Genomic DNA, 25947 nt, shown 5'->3' with positions numbered 1-25947 from the left:
TTTGCAGCATTTTTATCAGTTTTGGTTAAACCTCTTAATAGTGCTATTCAATTACATAAAAAATACTTTTATATGTAATTTACATCTATATGTTTGAAAAATCAACGATATTTTGTTTAAAAAATAGAAAAACAAGGAAATTTCGTGCTAAAGAACCATAAAAAGGTATGAAAATTCGGCATACTAAAACCAAAAGGGGCTTTTGATGCTAAGAATCAATCTCCACTTCACAATCTCCTGTTTCTAGATACTTACCAACAAAAGGACTTTTATGGTAAATATTAACAAATATTCAAAAATAAAGGCGTACAGAATATGATTAACAATAGAGGGAAAACTAATCAAAAAATTAAAAGAAGGGAGTAACAATGCAACCGATTAATTTAGATTCTTATAAAACAGACACTAAAGAACCATTAACATCTGCGGAAATGGGCAAGCTTTGGGCTACCTATATGGGAAACAGCATGGCTAAATGCATTTTAAACTATTATCTTCAACATGTTGAAGATCCAGATATAAAAACGTTATTGGAAAATGCTTTGAAATTAACCGAAGATTTATTAAAGATTACTACAGAAATTTTCACGAAGGATAACTTCCCTATTCCAAAAGGGTTTGGACAAGAGGATGTAAACCTTAATGCCCCTCGTTTATTCCAGGATGAATACTATCCTCATTATTTAAAATATGCTGCAAAGGCAGGGATGAGTATTTATAGTGTAGCAATACCACTTGTTTTTAGAAAAGATGTAAGAGAATTTTTTACATACTGTATGAATTCTACAATGGAGTTAATTGAACAAATCAAAGAAATATTAATGAATAAGGGTCTTATCATTAAGCCACCCATCATTCCGGTTCCGGAGAATGTGGAATTTGTCCATGATGATTTTTTGAATGGTTACTTTGGACATGTACGACCTTTACATGCATTAGAAATTGCTCATTTTTACGATAATATTGAAAATAATGTAACGAGTAAAGCGCTGATTATGGCATTTGCCCAAGTAGTAAAAGATGAAAAGATTCGGAAGTTGTTTGAATGGGGAAGAGATATGACGGCTGAAAATGTTCAACATTATATGCAAATGCTACATGATGAAAATTTGCCAACCCCTTCTTTTCTGGATGATTTAGTGACGACATCCACATTTTCACCATTTTCGGATAAGATCATGCTATTTCATAAGATGGATATGTTTTCAATGAAAATGAGGGCGTTTGGTAACTCAGTAGCAGTAAACGGTAGGCATGATGTTGGGTTCCTCTATACTAGGTCGTTTATGAAAATTGGAAGATTTGTCGAAGATGCCGCAAAAATTTATATAGAAAAGGGCTGGATGGAACGCCCACCACATGCAGTTAATCGAGATAAGATTGAAAATGATTAGTAACAAAATTCATAAGAAAAAGGTTAGACTAATGTGAATCCAAAAGAAAAATTAATCTGGAGCATAGCCTTCCCAGGCTTCGGTCAATTACTTAATGGGAAGTTTCTAAAAGGGATACTTTTTATATTATTGGAATTAATCATTAATGTTCAATCCCATTTTAATAAGATCATTTACTATAGTTTTAATGGGGAAATAAGTAAAGCCATTGAATATACCGAATACCAATGGCTCATGTTTTATCCTTGTATTTACTTCTTTTCAATGTGGGATGCTTATAAGGATGCAGGCGGAGGTAAAGATCCATATTCCTATTTCCCCTTTGCTATGTCTGCGTGTTTTGTTACTGTTGGACTTATGTACTCAGCGAGGGTAAAGTTATTTGGAATAAGTTTGGGAACAGTTTGGTTTCCAATCTTATGTGTAATACCAGGGATATTTGTTGGGATTCTATTGAAAAAAATATTAAGAAATGTATAGAGAGTTGTTAGAGGAGTCTAAACAGAAATGGTTGAAGATTCATAAAAAGGACCCAATGGATTTTTCCATCGGGTCCTTTTTGTGAGAATTAATTTATTGTAGCGGTTGTGATATCCGACTTAACGCATCTCCAGCTTCGTCGATATGTATGTCCACTCTCGCCATGTCACCAATCGCACAAATTCCAACCATTTCTTCATTTTGTACGACTGGAATACGGCGAATTTGATGGTCAGCCATCATTCGGGCACATTCATGGGCATCTGTATCAGGGGAACAGGAAATTACATCCGATGTCATACAATCATGGCAATGTACTGAACCACAGTCTTTTCCATCCGCCACACAATGAATCACAATATCTCGGTCTGTAATCATGCCTACCACTTTTTTACCATCGCAAATCGGTACGGAACCACAATTGATTTCACGCATTATTTTTGCTGCAGCAGTTACAGGATCGTGAGGTGCACAGCATTGTACATTTTTTGACATGATGTCTTGAACTTTTGTCATTTTGTTTTCCTCCCTATTTCTTTTAAAAATTTATTGTTCCGGATCATTCCAACTTATTGATGTTCAATTAGATTGGATAACAACCCTTTTTTTGATTAGGAACAAATAATAATATTTACTTTTCATAATCTGATTATGTAACAAAATCTAATTACGTTGATTTCACTTTATATGTTCAACAGTTCAGGTTAGTGGGGGAATATTGAAATTAGAGACATCGTTTTTCTTCTTTGCTAACCTGTTCAATACTCGACCCTTTTTTATTTTTAATTTTATTGGCATATTACAAATCGATAGGTAAAATTGAAAAAATGAATTAGAGGCTTAACAACTTATTGTTTAGCTTATTTTTAATCTTTTCACATTAAACTCAAGAAAAAACATATCACTTTGGAAATAGGGAAATACTATTTGGGAGGTGAATAGATATGGATACGGAGAAATTAAAACTAACATCATCTGAAATAGGTACCTTATGGGGTGAATATGTAAACGGAACAGCAATAAATGTAGTAAATAGATATATGTATTCCATTATTGAAGATGGAGCAATAAAAGCAATTTTTAATGATGCAATCAAAACGTTTGAAAAACAAAAGAACCAACTTGTCACCTTTTTTGAGAAGGAAGGGTTTCCTGTTCCGATTGGATTTAATGAATCCGACCTATTTTTAGGCAAGCAGAGATTATTTTCAGATGCATTCTGCCTTAATTATTTACACATCATGACTGTACATGGATTATTAGGGCATAGCACATCATTCAGTGTTTCCGTAAGAAAAGACTTGAGGGATTTTTACGACTCATGCGATAACGATGCAAAAAGGATGTATCATCAAACAATTGAGTTATTGCTTGAAAAAGGGCTTTTTCAAAGAGACCCATTATATTATCCCTATGACCATCCTCAATTTGTTTCAAGCCCTGATTTCAAAGATGGTTTGTTGGGAAAGGGCAGAACTCTCACTGCGACAGAAATCATTAGTATTTCATTAAATCTGAAAAAAAGTATTATGGCAAAAACCCTTTCTATTGCATTCAGTCAGGTGGCAGAATCAAAAGAAGTACGAAAATTTTTAACTGAATCTGAGAAAACAGCTGATGGACAAATAAAAGCATTTGCAAAAATACTTCAAGCTGATAACTTACCCGTTCCAAAATCATTGGAAACTGAAGTGACCATATCAACTGACTCTCCATTTTCTGATCGGTTATTAATGTATCAAATGGGATTTTTGTTTCAAGTTGCACAAACTTATCATGGGGCAGGTCTTGCAACAGCCATGCGAACAGACCTTGTTACTACTTATGAGGGAACGATCATACAGAATCTTATGGTTACGAAAAACTGGTTTAATGTTATGGTAAAAAATAATTGGTTGGAACAGCCTCCACTTGCACCTAATAGAACAGAAATCGCAAATCGAAAATAACTAAAATTGCCCTTCCAATGTGTCGGGCATTTTATTTTTTTTGCTCTGTTATAACTGAATGTTGATTCCACTGTGTTTGAAAAATAAACGGTATAGTTCCGTTTAAATTGGGAAATACCCATATTTCCTTAAAAATATAGGTAGCCTTTCCGTTTATTTCCTAAAAAAGTTCTAGAAATGGACCCTGAAAAAAATAAAATTATAGCTGCAACAAAAAAGGGATTGAAACGTTTCAATCCCTTTTTCACGTTAATTTATATTATTTCTTAAAAAAGAAAAAATTTTAGGTACTCTTTCTCTAAAAAATGGATAGTTATGTTCAGCATCGTTAATAATTGCAAACTCTATATTTGTTACTTTCTCTTTTAAAATATCATAAATGGCTTTATTTGAAGCTAAAACTTCTTTGTTTATGAATTCTTCATTTCCAGCTTCCTTATCCCCGCAGTCAAAGTATATCCTTTCAATTAAAGACAAATCAGTATCCTTTATTAGTTTTTCAATTTCCTCTTGGTTTCGGTAAAAAGCAGAGGATAATACAGCTATATTTTTAAATACTTGAGGATAACTACACATTGCATATATGGTTATAAGTCCCCCTAAAGAGATACCTGCCATTGCGGTATTGTCCTTTAATGTACGGTATTTATTGTCTATAAATGGTTTTAGTTCATTCACGATAAAGTCAACATATTCTATTCCTTTTCCACCAGATGTACTAGCGTGTCCTAATATTTTTTTGCAATATTCCCCATTTACCCAAGGACAATATTCGTTTATTCGATCTTTGGGATGTTGGTCTATTCCGACAACAATAACTTCTAATCCATTTTCATCTAAGTAGTTTTCAAGTTCTAAAGATGTGCCGCCAATTGCATCGTCATCATTAAAAGTATTTTGTCCATCGTGCATATAAAGGACAGGGTATTTTTTTCTTCCTTCGTTGTAATTCTTAGGTAGATATACTCTAATCAGTCTATCTTGTTTGAAGGAAGTCATATAAATAGGGAATATTTCAAGCAAGAAAATCTCTCCTTTACCATAAATTTCATCTATCAAAATACTTCTTTGTTAAACTAACCAAAAAAGCTTCCAGTAATGACAGCTTTGCTCTTTCATATGATATCAAAAGAAACACTTGACAAACAACTAAAAGCACCGTAATCTTTCCGCTATAGTGAACATAATCTACTATAGTGTTTTGGAGGTACATATGATTTCAGCAAGCGAAACGATTAGTAGAAATATAAAAAGAATTCGACAAGAAAGAAATCTTACATTAGATATTTAGCTATATTAACTGGAGTCAGCAAGAGTATGTTGAGTGAAATTGAACGTTGCACAAAAAGTCCTACAATATCTGTGCTTGAAAAAGTATGTGATGGGATTAATGTTCCACTCGCTCAACTTACGCATACCGAAACGCCTCAAATATCTATTTCTACAAATGATACCGTTAAACATTATTCTGCATGGGATGGATTTGAATTATTTGTTTTATTTGAATTTGACCCAAACAAAAAATTCGAAATATTTCGTCATGAAATCGCCCCCAATTCTGAACGTATGTCCGAGCGCCATGAATCAGGTATCAGGGAATATATTCTCTGTACAAAGGGCGTTTTTAGTGTACAAGTTGAAGACAAAACGTTCCATTTACAAGAAGGTGAAGCCATACAGTTTCTTGCAAATTGCAAACATAAATATTTGAACTTAACAAATCAAGATGTAAATATTGTCATGCTTCTCTATCATGAATAGAAAGGGGGATTCTACTATAAATAACTATGTGAAGAGAACAATTAGGCTGATATTTGGACTTTTTTTATACGCACTCGGCTCTTTTTTAAGCATACAGGCTAACATAGGCTTAGCCCCTTGGGAAGCATTCAGTATGGGGGGGCTTATCTGACCCATTTATCGTATGGCAACATCGTTGTCCTTTCTGGCTTTGTGATTATTGCAATCGATTTTGCGTTTAAAGAAAAAATTGGATTTGGTACAATTCTTAATGCTATACTGATAGGAAAGTTTGTGGATTTAATTCAATTTGCCAATATTGTTCCCATGATGTCCAATTTTTGGCTTGGCCTACTCATGCTCCTGTTAGGACAAGTTGCTATCTGCGTTGGAAGCTATTTTTATATTGGTGCATCCCTCGGTTGTGGACCCCGTGATGCACTCATGGTTGCACTTGGAAAGCGTATGCCAAAAGTACCCATAGGAGCAATACGAGGTTTAATAGAAGGTAGCGTTCTTATTATTGGCTGGATGTTAGGTGCAAAGGTTGGCATTGGCACAGTAATATCTGTATTTGGTATTGGATTTATTTTGCAATTCACTTTTAAATTACTACACTTCGATGTAAAAAATATTAAGCATGAGAGTGTAGCTGATACAGTAAAAGCAATGTAATCGAAGCCAAAATAATTGTTTCGCATGATCCTACGAGTGCGTTCTAAATTATAGTTTGTTAATATGCTAATTATAGAAGGATTAAAATGTGCCAGTCATAATGACTAGGCATTTTTTTTGGAGTATTTGTGCCAGCCTTCGATTCGGAATATTGTCAAAATTGATTTATTTTAACTAAGTGTAAAATGGTAGGATAGTATTGATGAAGCTTCCTTCTAGGGAGAAAGTAAAACATAAGAAAAGAGGAAAATGAAGATGGAACTAGATATGTACTTATTATCATCCTTGCCTAAGATTGATGGTTTGGATTATGAAGAAGTTAAATTTGTAAATGCCTGCTTAAATGAACTTGAAGAACAGCAAAAGGAACTTTATGAAAAAGTAAGACCCTATATTTTGTACTTTGAGCAATTTGGGATAACATGGATCGGTCTGGAGCAGGAAATTGGTTACTTGGAAAATGCTAGCCAAATTCACAATTGGTTTGTAGAAAATCTTCATAACGGTTTTGATAGAAATGGTTTTAGCGTGGAAGTAACAAAAGATGATCTTGACAATCTTTACATTGATTGCTTAGATGAACTAATAAGAAGATTTCCAGAACCTGGTGATGTAATACCGCCACGACCAAGATGTTTTTGGGGCTACGTTTGTACTGACTTTTATTACGATAAAATTCAAGAGACCGTAAAAGTACTGGAGAATCTCCTGAAAAACTTCAATTTTGAAACCCACTACTTGATCTACCATTATTCTCGTTAACCCACATTAATTATTTCTTTCATATATAAATCCTTCAATTCCCGATATTCATTTTCTTTTTGTTAAATTAAAATTGAGGTGAACATTATGACAATATATTCTCTTTATGAAGAATTTAAAACTATTCTAGTAGATTTCTCTACAGTAGAACATATATTCATTGGTGAGATTAGTACTAGAGGTTTAGCCGTTGGTTTTCATCACGAGGGAGAACTTTCCATTGGAACATCCAAAGTGATAGAAGAAACAAGAAGAAAAACGGATTCTCAAGGAGTTTATGAGGCAAATGTGATCATTCGTAAAATAAGAAAGAATGGATTATCATCTTTTTTTCCTATTGATTACTCACCAGAACAAGTTCTAAATTTAATAGAAGTCGCTTATAATAATAAGAAAAAGGTAAAAATGAGATTGTATGAAGCAAGTCTAGAAAACGGAATACTTATACATTTTTATCAAAATGATGACACGGATTCAGGAAAAATAACTACCGCATATCCTAAGTATCAAATATGAGGAGTGGTTCTTTATGAATCATACATATCCTGTTAGAGTAACTGATGGTGGCGTGCTTTATTTACGAATGCCTGAAGAGTTAACACTATTAGAGGATTTTATGATTATTGACCTAAATATTATGAATGTTTTGGAATATTTATATAAAATAGAGGATTCTCAACATGGAGCATTACAGCAAGTAACAGGGAACACGACGGCGTTAAGTATAACCAAGGATAAGACAGTGGTTTATAATACTGCTTTAGACCAAGAATGCACACTTGATACTCAGGAATTTAAAGAAATAATAAAGTTATATTTAAAGGAAAATATCCTTCTATTAATCGAAAGAGACATAAAGAAAAAACAAAATATTTACGAGAAGGCAAAATTAGCTACGAGTATTTCTGATTTCCTTAAATTAAGAGAGGATTTGCAACAGGATAAAATAATATAATGCTCAAAATCGTGTGGATATAAAACCTTCCACACGATTTTTTCTTTTCATTTGCAAATTCCACAGCCCAGCTGGTAAAAGTATTTTTTGAAAAAGCACCTGAACTTTGAAGAATTTGTACATTGGGACCGTTTACCGTTGTTATGTATCTTCATCATTTCTGATGGGAACAAGAAAAATGGTTCAGTTGACCTTATCGTCATTTCGTGTTAATTTGTATATGCAAATGAATAAAAGGATTTGATCAAATGACTGAAGAAGAACAGGTATTAATTCATTGTCTTTACTTTACAGCCAGCCGATTTGCTCGCAACATTACAAAATTAGCCGAAAAAACATTTGATTTTGGTGACCTTGCTCCTTCCTATCTTTACATGATTATGATAGTGAAGTTCCATCCGGAAATCACACAGAAGGAACTATGCCAAAAATTATCCATTGCTCCTTCGACCAGTACGAGGTTTATTGATAAACTTGAAAAATTAAAACTGGTCACCAGAAAAATGGATGGAAAACAAACGTTGATCTCACTAACAGAAGAAGGAGAAAAAGTGTACCAACAATTTCGAGCTTCGTTAAAAGAATTTTTTAACAGCTATTCCAAAGTCTTGGGAAACGAGTTTAGTAAAGATTTAAGTAAAATGCTTCACGAAGCAAGCAATAAGCTTGAAAGAGATCAATAATTTTTTTACCCTTTCATTTGCATATACAAATATACTAGGAGGTAGTTGTTATGTCAGAAAAGATATTGCTGATTGTCGGTGCGGGGCCAGGCATTAGCTTAAATACAGCAAGGAAATTCGGAAAAGAGGGCTTTAAAGTTACTTTGATATCCCGAAGTATGGAGTCATTACAGAAGTATGAATATGAACTCAAAAATGAGGAGATCGAAGCAAAAGGATTTCCAGGGGATGTCTCTTCATTAGAATCTTTGAAAGCAGCCATTGATAAGGTAATTAAAACTTATGGAAAAATTGATGTACTTTTATACAATGCCGCTGCAGGAAGACCAGGCAAACCAACAACATTAAGAGTTGACCAATTAGTAGAAGATTTTAAAATCAGTGTAGCTGGAGCTCTTACGAGTGTAAAAGAAGTGATCCCATATATGCAAAATGGAACCATTTTGTTAACCGGAGGCGGACTTGCTCTTCACCCATATGCAGATTATGCTTCATTAGCAATTGGAAAAGCAGGTATTCGCAATTTAGCATACAGCTTGCACCAAGAATTGAGCCCTAAAGGAATTTATGTTGGAACATTAACGATTAACGGTTTTGTACAAGAAGGAACCTATTACTCAGCTGAAAATATTGCAAAGGCATTTTATAGCATGTATGAAAGTCAAACGGAAACAGAAATGATATTTGAAGAAAAGTAAAATTTTTTAAAATTACATTTGTATGTACAAATATAAAATTTGCTCTGAAAGCAACCATAAGCGGGAGTCAATAAATTCTCAGTTGTAATGAATAAAGGTATTTCTTCCAGTGAAATACCTTTTAATTTTTTTATTTGCGTGAATAACCAATTGAAAGGTGATTAAGATGAAAACATTAGTTATTGTTGCCCATCCAAACTTGGAACAATCGAGGATAAATAGAACGTGGTTGAATCGGCTTCAACAAGAAGAAAATATTACGGTCCATAATCTATATGCACATTACCCAACATTTGAAATTGATGTGGAAAAAGAACAGCAGCTTCTATTGGAGCATGATCGTATCGTTTTGCAATTCCCATTCTACTGGTACAGTTCACCCGCTTTGTTAAAACAATGGCAGGATATGGTTCTTATTTACGATTGGGCATATGGGTCTGGAGGAACGAAATTGCGCGGCAAAGAGTTTATGTTAGCTATTTCAACAGGCGGACCTGAGGCTGCCTATCAAGCTGGCGGATATAATCATTTCAGCATGAGCGAATTAACCAAACCATTTCAGGGAACAGCTAACTTGACCGGAATGCGGTTCTTGCCTACTTTTACGAAACAGGGAGTACGCCTCTTAACGAACGAACAAGTCCTCGAAAGTGCTGAAGAATTGGTTCATCATCTGAAAAAAAACTAATCAAAATAAACATTGGAAGAGTTACACCTGGTTTTACCACTACCGACCTTAATGGCAATGCTCCTGGAGGCAAAATACCTGTGGAAGGTGCGCAAATCATTGTTAAATATGCTTTAAGCCAAACAAATTATAATGGTAAAATCCTTAATAACAATGGGATTATTCCTTGGTAAACACTATAATGGATTTCTTATGAATTATACGATCCGACACGTTGCAAAAATTAATCATTTATCCATTTCTCAATGACGCTACTATGATAATCAAGGACTGTTCCCCTTTCTTAAAAGAACTGAAAAAGGGGAACAAGTTTTTGACGGAGATGCACTTAAATTTCTGGAGATTATTTTAACCGAGTTTGTTTCTCATACATAAAAATAACCACTCAATTTCTGAAGGATATTATCTGATTATTAAGAATAATAGTAATGATATTGTTTTCAGGAGCATATGTCAAAAAGAAATAAGAAGGAGGTTGTTAATGGAAAAAATAAATGAAAAACAAACCATTACGTTTGATGAAACAAAAATTAGGTACGAGCGATGCTCCAATGTGGATGAGAGTTTTATCTACCAAGCATTTCAAGTTGGTTTTTCAGACTATATCGTAAAGTTTGAGTTCACAAAAGAAGATTTTCTAAATCGATTTTTTGGACCTGAAGGGAATGAAAAGGAGAATTCCTTTATTGCCTTTTATGAAGAAGAGCTAGTTGGTATCATTCTTGGTGGAATAAAAAATTATGATACTATAAAAACCATGCGGTGTGGAACGTTGGCCATCAGTCCGAATTATAGAGGAAGTGGAATCAGCCAAAAGCTATTTGAATTGCATAAAACCGAGGCGAAGAAACATGGCTGTAAACAGCTTTTTCTTGAAGTGATCGTTGGAAACGAACGGGCAATTCATTTTTATAAAAAAATGGGCTATGAAAAGATTTACGATATTGTTTATTTTTCAAATGATGATCTGTCCAAACTAAAAAATGTTAGTAAAAACATGGAGTTTGAGATTAAAAAAATTGATTTGGCGGTTTTCAAAAAGAGGATCCACCAATGGAACTATCATATTAATTGGCAAAATGATATTGACTTTTTAGCAAAAGAAAACAATAACAACTATTATGGTGCTTATAAACAAAATGATTTGGTTGGATGCCTATCCGTCCATACAAATGGGACAATTCGCTTTTTAATGGTTGATAAAGAATACAGGAATAATGGTATTGGAACTCTGCTTTTGCAAACAGCATATAAGAATTTACGATTAAGAAGATTATCTTCAGGATTTCCCAATAATAGTTTACTTGAAGGATTTTTCAAAAAACATGGCTTTACAAAAGGTTCATTGGCACAATATGAGATGTATTGCCTCATTTAATATAGAAACGGTTTTGGGTGGCCCCTATTGAAGCCTATGGCGAAAAGTATTTTATATGTTCTGAATGGTTTGAAGTTCCAGCTAATAATGACCGCCCGTATTTCATGAAGTGGCTGGGACTGCATCAATAATCGTTAAGAAAGAAGATACCTGAAGATATATCTACTTAGTGGGTAAATACACAATTCTTAGAGAACAAGTTGATAGATCAATAACTAAAGGAATACTGTGATGGTGGCTTTTTTATGAATATGCTCCCTCAGTTTAGTCAAAGAACAAAAGTGAAATAAATGATTAAAAGGTTCCTCATTAGGGAGCCTTTTTAGCTTGTAATATTTTATTAGTAAGATATAAACGTTGAGTAGATTTGATCCAAAATCATTTCAGGAGAATATCCGCGTACTTCTCTTTGAAATAAGTAAAAATCGCTCCTTAAAGCTTGAAGTAACATATCGGTTTTAAAAACAATGTTAATTCTTGATGATTCGTTTACTCTCATCTCTTCAAATAGGCCAAGAAATATTTGATGCAATTCTTGAAACATAGGGCTTATCTTTAACTGTTTACCTGTATGGCTTGATTCAGAGTCTTCAACACCTTTAAGCAATTGAGCTTTATTTTCTCTAAAACGGATAAATAAGCCGAGGACTTCTTTAAATCGTATACTTGGAGACTCACCACGTGTTTCTTCTAAATAGCTTTCAATATCCTCAAAAAACAGGACGATATTATCTTTTATTAAATCGAGACATATTTCTCCTTTGTTTCTATACCTGCGATATAACGTACCGGGACCAATTTGCGCTTCAGTTGCAATTTGATTCATACTAACTTGCTCAACGCCATTTTGTTCAAAAAGTTTAAATGCAGCGTCTAATATTCGTTGGCGATTCTCGGCAGCGTCTCGCCGTTCTGTACGTGTATGGAATATTTTTTCGTCATTGCTCATATTCTCACTCCCAAAATGACTAATATATTGACAAACGGAGATATCTCCATTTATCATAATAGGAGAGCTCTCCGCTTTATAATAACCCAATGAAAAGGAGATTACAACTGATGCTCAAATCTAATGGAAATACTGCGTTATTAGTAATGGATCTACAAAATGGTATTGTTTCCCGTTTCGCAGGAAATAAAGAGATCATATTACCGTTCCAAAAAGCGATTGAAGCTGCTCGCCAAAACAATATCCAAGTCATTTTTGTTCGAGTCGGGTTTAGTGAGGGATATCCAGAGGTTAGCCCGCAAAATAAGGCATTTTCCGCCATTTCTAAATACGGTGGAATGACAGTAGTTGATTCAGCTACACAAATTCATGAACTTGTTCAACCCCAACCAAATGAACCAGTCATAACCAAGTATCGTGTTAGTGCATTTGCTGGCAGTAATCTAGAAGTCATCCTTCGATCACAACAAATTAACACACTGATTCTCAGCGGTATTTCCACAAGTGGAGTCGTTTTATCAACATTAAGAGAAGCGGCTGATAAGGACTTTTCCATTACGGTGCTATCGGACGCATGTATAGATCTTGATTCGGAAGTTCACCGCGTTCTCATGGAAAAAGTATTTCCACGCCAAGCAGAAGTGCAGACTGTAGATGCTTGGATTGAAACTTTAAATGAATAGTGACGATCTCAATCCCTTAGAAAATATCGGATTGGTACCAATAAGCATCGCTAAAAGGCAGGCTCTTTAAGCGATGCTTGTTCGTTTTTATGAAACAAACAGGTTCCAATAACAACAGGTGAAAGGAGAGTTTACATTCATGCCGATCTGGAAAAGGAACTTAATTGTCTGTTGGTTCGGGATGTTTATGTCCAGTGTAGGATTGAGCCAAATAGCACCAGTATTACCACTTTATATTAACCATCTCGGCGTTCATAATACCGCTTCAATTGCTCAAATTTCGGGATTTGCCTTTGGGGCTACGTTTATCATATCAGCTATTTTTTCACCAATTTGGGGGAGTGCTGCTGATAAATACGGAAGAAAACCGATGCTGCTGCGGGCAAGTCTCGGTATGGGAATTGTTATCGGATGTATGGGATTTGCGCACAATGTGTACGAACTGATTGGATTAAGATTACTTCAGGGCGTGATTACTGGCTATGGTTCAGCCTGTACGGCTTTGATCGCGACTCAAACTGATAAAGAAAATGCAGGATATGCCCTAGGAACACTATCAACTGCTAGCACGGCAGGTTCTTTGATAGGTCCAATGATTGGTGGCTATTTGGAAGAGAGCACCGGTCTGCAGAATGTATTTTTCATTACTGGTGCCTTGTTAATTTGTTCATTTATTGCAACTGCTTTATTCGTAAAGGAATCCTTTACCCGTCAGCATAAGAAAGTGGATCCTATTAAGGAGATATGGGGACAGGTTCCGGAAAAAAGTTTAACCATTACTCTTTTTGTCACCTTTTTTGTACTAAGTTTAGCCGTTTACACGATGGAACCGATTATAACCGTTTATATATCACAATTAACAAAGAACTCTAGCCATGTTGCATTGTTAGCTGGAATCACATTCGCAGTTTCAGGACTGGCAAGCATTATTGCAGCTCCAAGACTTGGCAAATTGTCTGATAAATTTGGAACACAAAAAGTCATCCTTGCCGCACTCATAGTAGCAGGAATTATGTTTATCCCGCAGGCCTTTGTTAAAAATCCCTGGCAGTTAATGGCGTTACGATTCATATTAGGATTGGCATCAGCAGGACTAATGCCTTCTATCAATACTTTGCTTAAGAAAATTACACCAGATTTCCTTACGGGTAGAGTATTTGGCATTACAATGTCAGCTGGGTATTTAGGGGTCTTTGCAGGTTCAACTTTAGGCGGCCAGATAGCAGCATATTTTGGAATCAGATCTGTGTTTATTATTACGGGTGCATTATTGCTAATTAATGCTGTTTGGGTTTATTTTAAAGTTTATAAGAAAATGAGTATGAGAGAAAAACCATCGTACTAAACGTAAAATCATAAGGGGAGTTAAAAAACGATGGCATTTCGTTAGTCAGCTCAAAAAAATAGTCGATATTGTGTTGATCGGGTGAGGTAAACCAAAGAAAGGAAAGTAGTGAACTTCACCCGAATAGACTAGGCTTCTATGGATGGATGCTCACAAAGAATCATCCATGACGTTCCAAACCTATCTCTCAGCTGAGCAAAACGCAAAGCGAAAAAGGTTTCTTCCATGGGCATAAAGATTTCCCCTCCATCAGAAAGCAAGGTATAAAGCCTCTCCGCTTCTTCTGCACTGTATACCCTGAGTGTCAGATAAACACTCCGCATAGGCTCAGCGTGGGGGATGTCGGCTCCCCTTAGCACCGTGTCCCCAATCTCGATGGTAGCATGCAGAATGTCGTTTTCCCGACCTTCCGGAACGTTCGTCGGATCTGGCAGTTGTTTGAAAGCCATCATCGATGTGATTCTGCCTCCGAGATGCTGTTCATAGAACCGAAAAGCCTGTTCGCACACTCCTCGATAGTTGACATAGATATCGAGCTTCATTGAATAATCACTCCTTTTACATTTTGGTTGTTAGTCTTGAAAAATATCTTATCATTCAGTATATACTAGTGATATATGAATGCCTATACAATCATGGGTTTTATGAAGTCGAAATGTTGGTGAACAGCGGCTCCTTTTTCTTTTTTCACTAACGTTGATGGAGTTATCCAAAGGGTATCCTCCAAACCATCCGTGCCAAATCCATCTACGAATCAGTCACCCATGATATCAACGCTTTAAACGGGTAGGGCTGAAGCAGTGAGCCTAAATAGGTTATTGATTACAGAAAATGGCAAAATGTGTAAAGCCGGCTGAAAACGTGCAAACCTCCCATGAATATGTGCAAAGCTTGTTGAAAATCGTGCAAGCCCCTTGTAAAAACGTGCAATGTTCCCGAGGGAAGCAAATAAAAATGGATGGAGTCAATCCGAAAAAGATTGACTTCATCCATTACTTTCTCTGCTTATTCATAATGTTGTTAATTAAAATTTGTGTTGCATCTCGTGAAAAATCAAAAGCATTTTCAATCGCTGGTTGAACGTAGTTTAAAGCTGAATGATGGATATTTCCATATCCTTTTTTTTCGTGATCATTTTCATATAGATACTTTTCATTCATAATCAGATGTCTCCTATCGTTTTCTAACATCTTTTATTGTTTTGTTTAAATTTGAAAAATATACATTTAGTTATAAAGTTCAATCCATAATCAAAGAGGGAGCGCGGGAACCAAAGAGGGCGACTAGTGCCCGAGCTCAGCGAAAAAGCGGGAGCAGGGGAACCAAAGAGGCCGACTAGTGCCCGAGCTCAGTGAAAAAGAGGGAGTGCGGGAACTAGAGAGGATGACTAGTGCCCATGCTCAGCGAAAAAGAGGAAGCACAGGAACTAAAGAAAGAGACTAGTAACTTTCTGAAAACCATAACAAAGATAGTAATCTAGTCTTTTAATGTAAATTGTTGGGAGCTATAATGGTAAATATCTAATGATTACGAGGGGGAAAAATATGAAAAAAAAGAAGATTCTTTTAGCCTTACAGGGCGGAGGGGCATTTGGGGCTTTTACCTGGGGAGTTCTCGATCGCTTACTTGAAGAAGAAAACTTGGAAGTTGCGGCTGTATCAGGGACGAGTGCAGGGGCGGTTAACGCTAGCCTGTTGGCCTATGGATTGACGATTGGTGACAGGCAAACGGCACGAGAGAAGCTCGGTTTATTTTGGCGTAAAATGGCTGACTGGGGATCGTTTTCCCTTTTTCAACCGACATGGATGGACAAAATGGTGAGTCAAGGCAATATGGATTATAACCCGTTCTATGAATCATGGGGAATCCTCTCTTCATTCCTCTCCCCATATCAGCTCAATCCTTTCGATCTTAACCCACTTAAGAATATCCTGAATGAGACGATTGATTTTGAGAAAATCCGCAGCAATCAGACAATAAAGCTTTTCTTATCTGCTACGAATGTGAGAACCTCGCAACTGAGAGTGTTTGATACCCATGAAATTACAGTGGATACCGTCTTGGCATCAGCGTGCGTTCCACAAATGTATAAGGCAGTTGAAATCTGCGGGGAGCATTATTGGGATGGCGGTTATGTAGGGAATCCTTCTCTATTCCCACTGCTATGGGAGCATGATTGTAATGATTTAATGGTTGTTCAACTGAACACGACCAATTACCCCAAGCTGCCGACAAATGCACATGAAATAATGGATCGTGCCTACGATATCAGTTTTAACACTAGTTTAATGCGTGAAATACGCGTCATTAACTCATTAAATAGACTTGTCGATCATGGATTTGATTATGATGGTCAATTAGAAAAAGTCAATATTCACTTTATTAATACAGGTGAGGGTTTGAACAATTTTGATGGTTCAAGTAAATTGAATGTTTCTTGGGATTTTCTCAGCTATTTGCGTGACTTCGGCAGAAAAAATGCTGATTCGTGGCTCAAGGAAAATTACGATAAGATTGGCGTCCAGTCAACATTTGATGTGGAAACATTTTTTGGCTCGGATTCCCCTGAACCCCTGGTAAAATTCCCTGGCAGGGAAAAAGTTCGACCTTTTGATTGCTTTTTCCATTAAGTTACATAAAGAATTCTCTAACTTGAGAATTGATAAGGGGACATATTATTAATTAAAGCAAAACAGTATGATTGAACCCAGTAACTTTTTTCATTCGATTAAGTGAGGCCGCTGTATTGTGATAACCCCATACAGCGTTCCTTAACCCAAATTTAAATTTTCTCTACTTTTTGTCACCTCTATAATTCATTTGTTGTATCGTTAATTGGTTTTGATGCGCAGATAAGTACTTGTACGACGGATGGTCCGATACGCTCGACACGATTGTGAAAAAATATACTTAAACAATCGGGTGCTTATTTTAAAGACGGGATGGCTGCGGCGATCCCGTTTTCTAATTGAGCTATGACCCCATTAGTTTAACAAGACTAACGTCGTTTTTGACTCTTATCGTGTATTTAAATTAATACAAAAAGAGGCAGTCTACCTGCCCCTTTTTATTCCTGAAATTTAGTTTTAAAAAACCAGTTGTGAAAAGCTTGTGTTAAGTAATCTGTTATCCAAATTGTTAAAAAGCTCCAATACCAAGCCCATTTTTTATATTTAATTAATTTTGTATATTTAACTGCAATAATTTCAAAGATGACTATTACTGAAGTACTAATAAAGTAATGTAGGGTTTTTAAAAGGTTAGATTTATTTTTGGGGTAGAACAAACTAAATAAAGCACACAGTCCAGGATATATAAAGTATTCGAATGAAAAATTGGATTTATTTGCCTTTTTGAACAATGAGCGATATGGATAGGAAATTAAGTTTTTTTGTACCACTAGTAATCCAAAAATCCATGTTAGTGCTTGTTTAAATAAAAATACAACTATTAATTCACGAATTTTATTTTTTGGTGTCAATTTTATTAATAATAGTAACACAATTATCCAGGATGAAATTTCGATCGTTTTCTCTGCTTTGTATTTCATTAATTTTCCTCCTTTATTAAATAGTCTTTACTTCTTGAATTGATTAATGCAATTTTAGTTTGAGGATAAAATTATAATTCGACTAACGCACGAATAACACAATAAAAACACAAAGTGTGTTTATTCACAATACAATACGATGATTTTAAGCAATAAAAGTCTGTTGCTTATTTAAGTAATGGGTGCTTATGTTGAACAATAGGGTTCCTGCGGCAATCCTTATTTCGTTCTTCAACTAAAGGACAGGAAGGTTTAACTATAATAAGAATAATAAAATTTAGTTTGAGAAACTTTATAAAAAACATATTTAAAAGGAAGTTGATTTATATGGATAAAAAAAGACTTTCGCTTTAACGATGTTAATCGTTCCTTGGCTAACTGTTCCCTTCATGGGGAAAAAATCATTTTTTAGGTTTTTACCTGTAGCAAGTTTTGTTAATTTATTTTTAAGTGTGTTAGCTGTAATTGCGAATAAGAAAAAATGGTGGGTAAATAAAAACTCTATATCTCCTGGTTTTGTGGATTTTACATATATATTAGGTCCTTTTTTTGTAGCCACACTATGGGTATTTAAACTAACATACGGCAATTTTCTAAAATATTTAATGACAAATATAGTAATAGATGCTATTAATGCTTATCCTTTTGCTCAAATATGGGAAAAGATAGGAGTTTTTAAATTTAAAAAGTTGAATCATATTATATGGTTTTTTATATGTGTGTCATTAGCAATTATTATTTATGGGTATCAGTACATAGTGGAAAGATCGATTAATAGAATTAAAGATGAGGTTTAAAAGTCAATTTTATATTTATTCATTATTGTTTTTTCTTTTTTCCTGCTGTTTGATGTTTACAGACTTGGAAAAGTATTTTTGAACTAAAAATTCTTAATTAGGTATGAGGCCGCTGGACAGATGGTCAGCTGAATGAAGAAATGAATGAACAGCAAAAAGAAGAGCGATGACAGGGAGTATTCATCGCTCTTCTTTTTATATTTGAACTATGCACTTATGACATTTAAAGATTGACGCAAACCTTCCATAGCAAAAGTCCTTAAATATCTAAAAATAAATAAAGCAATAATTGGTGAAATATCAATCGGACCAAGAGGTGGAATAAACCTTCTAAAGATACCTAAATAAGGTTCAACAAGCTTACTAATCCAAATTCCAAATTTTGATGATTGAAAGCGGGGAAACCAGGAACCAAAAATGGAAATCAAGATTAACCAATAATACAGCTCAAAAATGTACTCTCCAAATTGTAAAATGTAAAGTGCCAATTTAAATCTTCCATTCTTTTTTTATTTTGTTAACACCGTACAAACTTTGTTCGGTAATTAAATATACGAATAAGAATCAAAAAGGTTTCAAGTTAGATGGATTTGGAACCTCTATATTTGGCAGTTGTTAACTCTTGCATATATTCCTCAAGCTCAGGCATTTCCGCTTCTCTGGCTAGTTGTATGGATAATTCAATATCATATGGTACGCGAACAAGCTGAAACGAAAAAACGCCATTTTCGGAATTTCCGTATTCTCCTTCAAGAATTGCATAGGAAGCTTGAGTGAGATCAAGCGGATTTCCAACGCTGCCTATGTTACATAATATTTTACCATTAATGATTTGTTGGTATGCATTATGTACATCTCCATAGCAGACGACATCCGGTTCCCGATTTCCTGCTATATTTTCAGTTGAATCTGTGTTTTCGAACATACCTAATCGCTTTTCAAGTGAGTCCCACGGTTGGACTCTTTCATACACACTTCGCGGTGAGGCATGAAACATTCTGACTAGTTTTCCGCTCATTATAAACTCTACAGAAAAAGGCAGTTCCTTTAAATAATTCAGTTGTTGTTTCGTTAATTGGTTTTGATGCCATTGGATCGTCTTCGATTCTTGAGGTTTTGGAAAAAAATCATCCCAATTGCCCCTAATCACAGTTTCACAACACTTTTGGATCATTTCTATGGCCATGCTTGATTGTGGTCCCTTACCAACTAAATCACCGAGGCAAATGATTCTCTTAATATTTCTGGAATCGATATCAGCAAGCACTGACTCCAGTGCAGGGATATTTCCATGAATGTCTGAAATAACAGCGATTTTTTCCATTTTTTTAATACTCCTAACGATTTATGTGAGGATCATTCTCGACAAGTCTCCTCGTATACTAATTTAGTTTATACCAAAATATAGAAGAATAAAAATTTAGTCTCATTGTATCACTGTTTGGATAATAAATGATGGAGGGGGCTAGATGAGTTATTTTTTTATATTTCATTATTTAAGGAACAGTGTGAAAGTTGAACTATAATAGTAAAATAAATTAAATGAGTCAGGGGGTGTAAATGATGAATCGAATAAGAACTTTACATATTTTAAATGGGCAAGCTATGTATAATTTTTTTAAAAGGACAAATTTTCTTGAACACGAATTGATGATCCCATTTAACGAGGCTATGTGTTATGGAAAAACGTGTAATGATCTATTTTCAAATGAGTTCACTGAAATACGTGCTAAAGTCCATCAGGTAACGCTAGTGCAATATAGTGAACACATACTAAAACCATTGGAGCCTCTTTTTAGTAAAAAATTTACTCATATAGCTTTATGGTTTGATGCTGATATGTTTTGTCAAATCAATATTCTTACCCTTTTAGCTTGGTTAGACCAGGCAGAGCATACAGATACTATTGATCTTAATATAGTGGGTGATCAATTTGAGCCTTTGAGCCATTTTACCTTTAAAGCGAAAGGTTATTCTGCTATTTACAAACAAGTGTTGATTGATAAAAAGATGCCCGAACATATTTATCCAGACCCTTTAAAGAAGGGGGTTGAGCTATATTTGAATTACCTTAATAAAGACAGTGATCTTATGATGTATATTCACAAAAATAAAGATGTTCCAGAAGAAGAACTTATGTTAGCCTTACTTGAAAAATTTAAACATTATGGGTTAGGAGATACACAATATTTTGAAATAATAAAATCTCTTCGCCAAGAACATCAATAAAGAGCCCATATGGCGATTCTTTGCAACTTGACCAAAAACACAAAAAAATGCGGATAACATTTGTATCCGCATCAATAGTATAGGGTTTCCTGTCCTTTAGAATGGATCTATTGTGAAAGGTTCATGTATGATGCTGCTGTTTATGCTTCTACAATATCCTTTTGCTGGTAAACATCACTTTGAAATTCACCTGTCACTTTGCTGGTTAAAATGCCGGCGATCATGGCATCGCTGACGTTTAGGGCAGTTCGGCCCATATCAATTAATGGTTCCACAGAGATGAGCAGACCAACAATGGCAATCGGGAGGTTTAGTACCGATAGAACAATAAGTGCTGCAAAAGTTGCACCGCCACCGACTCCGGCAACACCTAACGAGCTGATCGCAACAACTAAAATCAGGGTGATAATAAAAGATGGACTGAAAGGATTAATGCCGGCAGTTGGAGCGACCATGATGGCCAGCATCGCTGGATAGATGCCGGCACAGCCGTTTTGCCCAATGGTCAATCCAAACGAACCAGCGAAGTTTGCGATTCCTTCCGAAACACCCAAATCCTTTGTTTGTGTTTTAATGGTTAAAGGCAATGTACCTGCACTTGTACGTGACGTAAAGGCAAAGGTTAATGTAGGTAAAGCTTTTTTCACATATCTGGCAGGATTAAGTTTTGCAAACGTTAAAAGTAATAAATGAATAATGAACATCACGATAAGTGCAACATAGGAAGCAATGACAAACTTCCCTAATTTTGCGATCGCTGCATAATCACTTGTAGCAGCTACTCTTGTAATGATAGCAAGAACCCCATATGGAGTAAGACGAAGAATGAGGGTAACAATTCTCATGGTTACGGAGTAAACCATATCAATGACTTTGGCGAAAAACTCTCCTGTTTCAGGATCCTTCCGTTTTACCCCAAGATAGGCAATACCTACAAATGCTGCAAAAATGACGACCGCTATTGTTGAGGTTGGACGAGCTCCTGTTAAATCTTGAAATGGATTGCTTGGTATTAGCTGGAGGATTTGCTGTGGAAGTGTCGCATCTTTTACACTAATAACTGCTTGTTGAAGCTGTTGATTTCGTACTGCCTCAGCCGTTCCTTGATCCAAATGGATGCCATCAAGGCCAAAGCCGAGTGCAGAGGCAATCCCAACAGCTGCTGAAACAGCAGCGGTACCAAGAAGAATTCCAATGACAAGGAAACTTATTTTCCCAATATTCTTGGTGAGTTTCAATCTGGTAAAAGCACCGACAATTGAAATGAACACAAGTGGCATGACAACCATTTGGAGCAGTTTAACATAGCCATTTCCAACAATATTAAACCAATCGACGGACCCTGTTGTAACTTTGGAAGCAGTCCCATAAATCAAATGAATAAGTAATCCAAAAATAATTCCCAAACCTAAAGCTGAAAAAACCCGTTTTGAAAAAGAAACATGCTTTTTTTGCATCCAAAACAGTCCAAGAATCAACAGTAAAAGGACAACGATATTGACGATAATCAAAAATACGGTCATCTTCTTCCCTCCTTTTGATATCAATTTATGATTCAGATATGAATGCTATTCCAAACAACATACTAGTGAAATCGGGGAATTTTTGAGGGATTATTGTCGGCTTTATTAAATTGAAAACCTAATAAAGATGAAACTTAACTATAGGACAGTTAGTTTAACAAGGATTTTCAAAAAAGATAGTTCAATAGTTCTTTGCTATTGTGGTATTATCTATTCAAATATATGAGGGGAAATTAGTTTATCGTTGTCTTATTTAAAAGTATTTTGTACATGATTTGTTATAAAAAAAGTGGAGTGCCTTTATGAATAAACAAATGTTGCGTATTGATCACCAAATAAGAAAGTAGGAAAGAAACAAATTCTATCTGATATTACATTTGATGTAAAAGAAGGAGAGCTTTTTGGCTTGTTAGGTCCAAATGGATCAGGAAAAACGACCATTATACGTTCGATCCTTGGTTTAGTAAAAAAGAATTCAGGAAAGGTCCTAATAAACAATTATGATTTAGACACAAATTTTGAAGAGGCAATTCGTTCTGTCGGTGCAATTGTTGAAAATCCAAAGTTTTATGACTATATGTCAGGATATCAAAATCTTGAGATATTTTCATATATGTACGATAATATCTCAACTAAAAGAATCGAAGAAGTGGTAGAGCTTGTAAATTTGAAAGACAATATACATAAAAAAGTTGGAACCTATTCACTTGGCATGAGGCAAAGATTGGGAATTGCTCAGGCATTATTGCACCGTCCAAGGCTTCTATTGTTGGATGAACCAACAAATGGGTTAGATCCTTACGGGATAAACGAATTATGGGGACATTTGCGGAGTATAAGTAAAAATGAAAATGTCGCAATTATTATTGCCACACACTTACTAAAAGAGATTGAAGATCTTTGTGATCGAATAGCGATTATCCAACAAGGTGAATTGGTGCATTTATCAAATGTTAAGCCAGAGAAAATGAGCGATTTACTTGATGTACTATTTGAAGTGGATGATCAAGCTAAAGCTTATGATATAGCGAAAACAAATGGTTTCCGTGTCTATTTGGATCCTTCAATTTTAAAATTGAACATCGCTAAATCAGAAATTCCTCTCATTAATAGTCTCTTGGTTCAAAACAATATTTCAGTGTTTCAAATCCAAGTAATGCATAAATCTCTTGAGGATTCTTTTTTGGAAATTACAGGTGAACGCATATGAGATTGATCAAGGTCGAGCATATAAAGATCCTTTATAAAAGAAGCACGTATTTTGTTTTTGGAGCTATAATTGTTGCTGCATTATTGGGAGGTTTTTTGGAAAAAGCTTGGGTGATTGTTTCGGGAGACAAGGTCAATTTTTGGGATATATTGAAATCTAATTCAGACCATTTATCCCTACTCCAGCTATTCATCATCCCGATTGCAGGAACCATTGTGTCAAGCGAATTTGAGCAAGGAACAGCTACATTTCTATTAATAAGACCAGCAAAGCGTTCAAAAATATTATTATCAAAATATATCACTACACTATTATTTGGATTGTACTCAATTGGTATATATTTTATCCTATCATTCTTGATTGGGATCACACTGCTTGGTTTTACAGACATGGGAGCAGTGAATGGATTAATTCAAAAAGTTTCAATTAATTATGCTAATTGCATGGTTGAAGTTCTAATGGTCTCAACCTTGGCGTTTGCTATTTCAACAATTGCAAAGAATAGTGGAATAGCAATTGGTTTTACCATGCTACTCTTGTTTGGCGGAAACACTATGGTACAACTACTATCTTCTTATAAGCTAGAATTAGGAAAATATATAGTTTTTGCCAATACAGATCTTGGACAATATTTTATTAGTAAACCACCGTTCAATGGAATGTCACTTCTGTTTTCACTTATTATACTGATTTTATATTTATCAATCTATTTAGGGAGTGCATGGATTTTTTTTCAAAGAAAGGATATTTCAGGTTAAGACGAGATAATAGCCCCTTCTTTTTACTACGAGGTTCGCAATTCTTCCACAAGAATTGTGCACTCTTTCTTTGGTAAAGGTTTAGATTGTTCACAAGGCTAAAGGAAATGGGTGTTAAAGAGCATAAAATATGCAAGGTTTGCATTTCTTGCGTATTTTGGCTCTTATTTTTTTTACCTATTTTAAAATATAAAAATGGATAATATCACATCTTTTTGAAAAAAATAATACTTGTATTTACAATTGTATCTGCAAGTAGGGAGCTAAAAATGAAATTTTTGATGAAGCAAAAAATGTTATTAGTGATTAGAGCATTATATTTCTGTATGGAAGAACAATGGTCGGAGTTAGGTAAGGAGCATCGTATTTCCCCTGCACAACAGCACATTTTATTTTTACTTTCTGTAAACCCATCACTTACCCCAACACAAATAAGTGAATTAGGGTGCTGGCATATTTCTACTGTGACAAGATTACTAAAACCTTTAGAGTTCAAGGGTTTGGTTTATGTTTCTCCTGATACGGAACAACGGAAATATAAAAAAGTATCCATTACAAAAGAGGGGGAACAATTATTTCAAAAATTAGTCGAGTCGGTTCAAGAGATGGAACACTTCCCTTTTCCAGTAAACCATTTATCAGACAATGAACTACTAGGCTTTTTAGAATATGGACAAAGCTTTCTTGATGTCATGAAAGGAGAAAGTTATGGGAGTAGGGTGATAAACGCCAAAATTCCAGGCGTAGATTATAATTAATGTGTTATGGAGAAGTAACTTTTATGCTAAAAAAGTTGTCGTAAGATAATAATAAGTATTTAAGAGAGTGGAAAAATTGAAATCATCCTACCCAAGTTATGAAAAAATACAAAAAATCGAATATAAATTAACAGAAATGAAAAATGAATATTGGCTCCATCACGACTTGTTTACATTTCAATGGTGGTTACTTTTGTTTATTTTTATTTTTCCTTGGTTTGTATGGTGGAAATATGTTGATAAAAATAGATTAAAGGAAATTTTACTTTTTGGGGCCATATTAATGATTTTGGTTGGACTTTTGGATGATATAGGTGTTAGTACTCATCTTTGGTCGTATCCCTATAATTTATTACAAGTAATGCCACGATTAATCGCAGTTGATAATGGAATACTTATTGTTGCACATATGACGATTTATCAATTCTTTAAAAAGTGGAAATCATTTATCATTGCTAATTTAATAATGGCAATAATTTTTACTTTTATATTTGAACCTTTGACAGTTTGGTTAGGTATTTACAAATTAGAAAATTGGAAATATATTTATTCACTTCCAATTTACGTCGCAAAAGCAATGTTTGTAAAATGGCTGGTTCAAAGAGTAAATTTAATTAATAAATCTTAATTTAATTAATTCATTTTTTACATAACTAGTGGTAATGAGAAAATACAAAGAAAACCGACGTTTCCTACACAAGAAATGTCGGTTTTTAGATGATATGTGATTGAAAATTACGAAT

At 34.8% G+C, this 25947-nt stretch carries 30 protein-coding genes and 2 pseudogenes; 23 read left to right on the top strand and 9 right to left on the bottom strand.

Translation table 11 applies throughout. The annotated features are described in order from the left end of the window. Nucleotides 1–368: 368 nt before the first annotated feature. Entirely contained in the window at nt 369–1394 is a 1026-nt protein-coding gene (locus RCG17_RS01850; protein ID WP_308173595.1) for a DUF3231 family protein, read from the top strand. Nucleotides 1395–1427: 33 nt separating this feature from the next. Continuing rightward, nucleotides 1428–1874: a hypothetical protein gene (locus tag RCG17_RS01845; protein WP_308173594.1), complete on the top strand. Its 447-nt coding sequence runs from the start codon at nt 1428–1430 to the stop codon at nt 1872–1874. 93 nt (nt 1875–1967) lie between these two features. Here RCG17_RS01845 and RCG17_RS01840 read toward each other — a convergent pair whose 3' ends face one another. Continuing rightward, the gene (locus RCG17_RS01840) at nt 1968–2390 is read right to left on the bottom strand and encodes a CBS domain-containing protein (RefSeq protein WP_308173593.1); all 423 of its coding nucleotides are present in this window, start codon (nt 2388–2390) and stop codon (nt 1968–1970) included. 428 nt (nt 2391–2818) lie between these two features. Between RCG17_RS01840 and RCG17_RS01835 the strand changes: the two genes are divergently transcribed. Further along, nucleotides 2819–3823 carry a DUF3231 family protein gene (locus RCG17_RS01835; protein WP_308173592.1) on the top strand — a complete coding sequence of 335 codons (1005 nt, stop codon included), beginning with the start codon at nt 2819–2821 and terminating at the stop codon, nt 3821–3823. 249 nt (nt 3824–4072) lie between these two features. Here RCG17_RS01835 and RCG17_RS01830 read toward each other — a convergent pair whose 3' ends face one another. Then, nucleotides 4073–4846, bottom strand: a complete 774-nt coding sequence (locus RCG17_RS01830) for an alpha/beta hydrolase (RefSeq protein WP_308173591.1) — start codon at nt 4844–4846, stop codon at nt 4073–4075. Nucleotides 4847–5101: 255 nt separating this feature from the next. On the opposite strand from RCG17_RS01830, the gene RCG17_RS01825 reads away from it, so the two are divergent. The 11 genes and pseudogenes from RCG17_RS01825 (at nt 5102) to RCG17_RS01775 (ending at nt 11402) form a co-directional block, all read left to right on the top strand. Next, nucleotides 5102–5584: a helix-turn-helix domain-containing protein gene (locus RCG17_RS01825; RefSeq protein ID WP_308175746.1), complete on the top strand. Its 483-nt coding sequence runs from the start codon at nt 5102–5104 to the stop codon at nt 5582–5584. Between the two features lie 117 nt (nt 5585–5701). Continuing rightward, nucleotides 5702–6238 carry a YczE/YyaS/YitT family protein gene (locus RCG17_RS01820; RefSeq protein ID WP_308173590.1) on the top strand — a complete coding sequence of 179 codons (537 nt, stop codon included), beginning with the start codon at nt 5702–5704 and terminating at the stop codon, nt 6236–6238. Between the two features lie 255 nt (nt 6239–6493). Next, nucleotides 6494–7000, top strand: a complete 507-nt coding sequence (locus tag RCG17_RS01815; protein WP_308173589.1) for a hypothetical protein — start codon at nt 6494–6496, stop codon at nt 6998–7000. Between the two features lie 87 nt (nt 7001–7087). Continuing rightward, nucleotides 7088–7516 carry an EndoU domain-containing protein gene (locus tag RCG17_RS01810; protein WP_308173588.1) on the top strand — a complete coding sequence of 143 codons (429 nt, stop codon included), beginning with the start codon at nt 7088–7090 and terminating at the stop codon, nt 7514–7516. Nucleotides 7517–7529: 13 nt separating this feature from the next. Then, complete coding sequence (locus RCG17_RS01805; protein WP_308173587.1) at nt 7530–7955, top strand: hypothetical protein; 426 nt, start codon at nt 7530–7532, stop codon at nt 7953–7955. Between the two features lie 248 nt (nt 7956–8203). Beyond that, nucleotides 8204–8638, top strand: a complete 435-nt coding sequence (locus RCG17_RS01800; protein WP_308173586.1) for a MarR family winged helix-turn-helix transcriptional regulator — start codon at nt 8204–8206, stop codon at nt 8636–8638. 50 nt (nt 8639–8688) lie between these two features. Beyond that, complete coding sequence (locus tag RCG17_RS01795; RefSeq protein ID WP_308173585.1) at nt 8689–9336, top strand: SDR family oxidoreductase; 648 nt, start codon at nt 8689–8691, stop codon at nt 9334–9336. A gap of 166 nt (nt 9337–9502) precedes the next feature. Then, nucleotides 9503–10024 (top strand): NAD(P)H-dependent oxidoreductase, encoded by a 522-nt coding sequence (locus RCG17_RS01790; RefSeq protein WP_308173584.1) that lies wholly within the window; start codon nt 9503–9505, stop codon nt 10022–10024. A gap of 20 nt (nt 10025–10044) precedes the next feature. Further along, nucleotides 10045–10197, top strand: a pseudogene (locus tag RCG17_RS01785) (short-chain dehydrogenase); the annotation flags it as partial. Nucleotides 10198–10216: 19 nt separating this feature from the next. Continuing rightward, a pseudogene (locus RCG17_RS01780) lies at nt 10217–10375 on the top strand (MerR family transcriptional regulator); the annotation flags it as partial. Between the two features lie 130 nt (nt 10376–10505). Further along, entirely contained in the window at nt 10506–11402 is an 897-nt protein-coding gene (locus RCG17_RS01775) for a GNAT family N-acetyltransferase (protein ID WP_308173583.1), read from the top strand. A 340-nt stretch (nt 11403–11742) separates the two neighbouring features. On the opposite strand, the gene RCG17_RS01770 is transcribed toward RCG17_RS01775, so the two are convergent. Next, nucleotides 11743–12351: a TetR/AcrR family transcriptional regulator gene (locus RCG17_RS01770; RefSeq protein WP_308173582.1), complete on the bottom strand. Its 609-nt coding sequence runs from the start codon at nt 12349–12351 to the stop codon at nt 11743–11745. A 110-nt stretch (nt 12352–12461) separates the two neighbouring features. Here RCG17_RS01770 and RCG17_RS01765 point away from each other — a divergent pair, with 110 nt between their 5' ends. Both RCG17_RS01765 and RCG17_RS01760 read left to right on the top strand, forming a co-directional pair. Continuing rightward, a complete protein-coding gene (locus tag RCG17_RS01765; protein ID WP_308173581.1) occupies nt 12462–13034 on the top strand; it encodes a cysteine hydrolase family protein in 573 nt (190 codons plus the stop codon). A 139-nt stretch (nt 13035–13173) separates the two neighbouring features. Beyond that, nucleotides 13174–14379 (top strand): multidrug efflux MFS transporter, encoded by a 1206-nt coding sequence (locus tag RCG17_RS01760; protein ID WP_308173580.1) that lies wholly within the window; start codon nt 13174–13176, stop codon nt 14377–14379. Nucleotides 14380–14507: 128 nt separating this feature from the next. Here RCG17_RS01760 and RCG17_RS01755 read toward each other — a convergent pair whose 3' ends face one another. Beyond that, entirely contained in the window at nt 14508–14921 is a 414-nt protein-coding gene (locus tag RCG17_RS01755) for a VOC family protein (protein ID WP_308173579.1), read from the bottom strand. 450 nt (nt 14922–15371) lie between these two features. Further along, nucleotides 15372–15539, bottom strand: a complete 168-nt coding sequence (locus tag RCG17_RS01750; RefSeq protein ID WP_308173578.1) for a hypothetical protein — start codon at nt 15537–15539, stop codon at nt 15372–15374. A 384-nt stretch (nt 15540–15923) separates the two neighbouring features. On the opposite strand from RCG17_RS01750, the gene RCG17_RS01745 reads away from it, so the two are divergent. After that, nucleotides 15924–17009: a patatin-like phospholipase family protein gene (locus RCG17_RS01745; protein WP_308173577.1), complete on the top strand. Its 1086-nt coding sequence runs from the start codon at nt 15924–15926 to the stop codon at nt 17007–17009. A 437-nt stretch (nt 17010–17446) separates the two neighbouring features. Here RCG17_RS01745 and RCG17_RS01740 read toward each other — a convergent pair whose 3' ends face one another. Next, nucleotides 17447–17929 (bottom strand): CBO0543 family protein, encoded by a 483-nt coding sequence (locus tag RCG17_RS01740; protein WP_308173576.1) that lies wholly within the window; start codon nt 17927–17929, stop codon nt 17447–17449. A gap of 389 nt (nt 17930–18318) precedes the next feature. Between RCG17_RS01740 and RCG17_RS01735 the strand changes: the two genes are divergently transcribed. After that, nucleotides 18319–18726, top strand: coding sequence for a hypothetical protein (locus RCG17_RS01735; RefSeq protein WP_308173575.1), 408 nt, complete (start codon nt 18319–18321; stop codon nt 18724–18726). A gap of 206 nt (nt 18727–18932) precedes the next feature. Here RCG17_RS01735 and RCG17_RS01730 read toward each other — a convergent pair whose 3' ends face one another. Next, nucleotides 18933–19214, bottom strand: a complete 282-nt coding sequence (locus RCG17_RS01730) for a YggT family protein (protein ID WP_308173574.1) — start codon at nt 19212–19214, stop codon at nt 18933–18935. A gap of 92 nt (nt 19215–19306) precedes the next feature. Beyond that, nucleotides 19307–20050: a metallophosphoesterase family protein gene (locus RCG17_RS01725; protein ID WP_308173573.1), complete on the bottom strand. Its 744-nt coding sequence runs from the start codon at nt 20048–20050 to the stop codon at nt 19307–19309. 236 nt (nt 20051–20286) lie between these two features. Between RCG17_RS01725 and RCG17_RS01720 the strand changes: the two genes are divergently transcribed. Next, on the top strand, nt 20287–20955 hold the full coding sequence (locus tag RCG17_RS01720; protein WP_308173572.1) for a hypothetical protein: 669 nt from the start codon (nt 20287–20289) through the stop codon (nt 20953–20955). 140 nt (nt 20956–21095) lie between these two features. On the opposite strand, the gene RCG17_RS01715 is transcribed toward RCG17_RS01720, so the two are convergent. After that, a complete protein-coding gene (locus RCG17_RS01715; RefSeq protein ID WP_308173571.1) occupies nt 21096–22478 on the bottom strand; it encodes an L-cystine transporter in 1383 nt (460 codons plus the stop codon). Between the two features lie 358 nt (nt 22479–22836). Between RCG17_RS01715 and RCG17_RS01710 the strand changes: the two genes are divergently transcribed. The 4 genes from RCG17_RS01710 to RCG17_RS01695 all read left to right on the top strand — a co-directional run bounded on the left by RCG17_RS01710 (nt 22837) and on the right by RCG17_RS01695 (nt 25832). Then, entirely contained in the window at nt 22837–23688 is an 852-nt protein-coding gene (locus RCG17_RS01710) for an ABC transporter ATP-binding protein (RefSeq protein WP_308175745.1), read from the top strand. After that, a complete protein-coding gene (locus RCG17_RS01705; protein ID WP_308173570.1) occupies nt 23685–24446 on the top strand; it encodes an ABC transporter permease in 762 nt (253 codons plus the stop codon). The genes RCG17_RS01710 and RCG17_RS01705 overlap by 4 nt, the downstream gene beginning before the upstream one ends. Nucleotides 24447–24661: 215 nt before the next feature. Next, nucleotides 24662–25204: a MarR family transcriptional regulator gene (locus tag RCG17_RS01700; protein ID WP_308173569.1), complete on the top strand. Its 543-nt coding sequence runs from the start codon at nt 24662–24664 to the stop codon at nt 25202–25204. Between the two features lie 76 nt (nt 25205–25280). Continuing rightward, nucleotides 25281–25832 (top strand): CBO0543 family protein, encoded by a 552-nt coding sequence (locus tag RCG17_RS01695; protein WP_308173568.1) that lies wholly within the window; start codon nt 25281–25283, stop codon nt 25830–25832. Nucleotides 25833–25947: the final 115 nt, after the last annotated feature.

This window comes from Neobacillus sp. PS3-12, from assembly GCF_030915385.1.
Lineage (GTDB): Bacteria > Bacillota > Bacilli > Bacillales > Cytobacillaceae > JAEVLT01.
The sequence above is the reverse complement of the archived record's forward strand: the minus strand, read 5'-3'. Positions and strand labels throughout refer to the sequence as shown.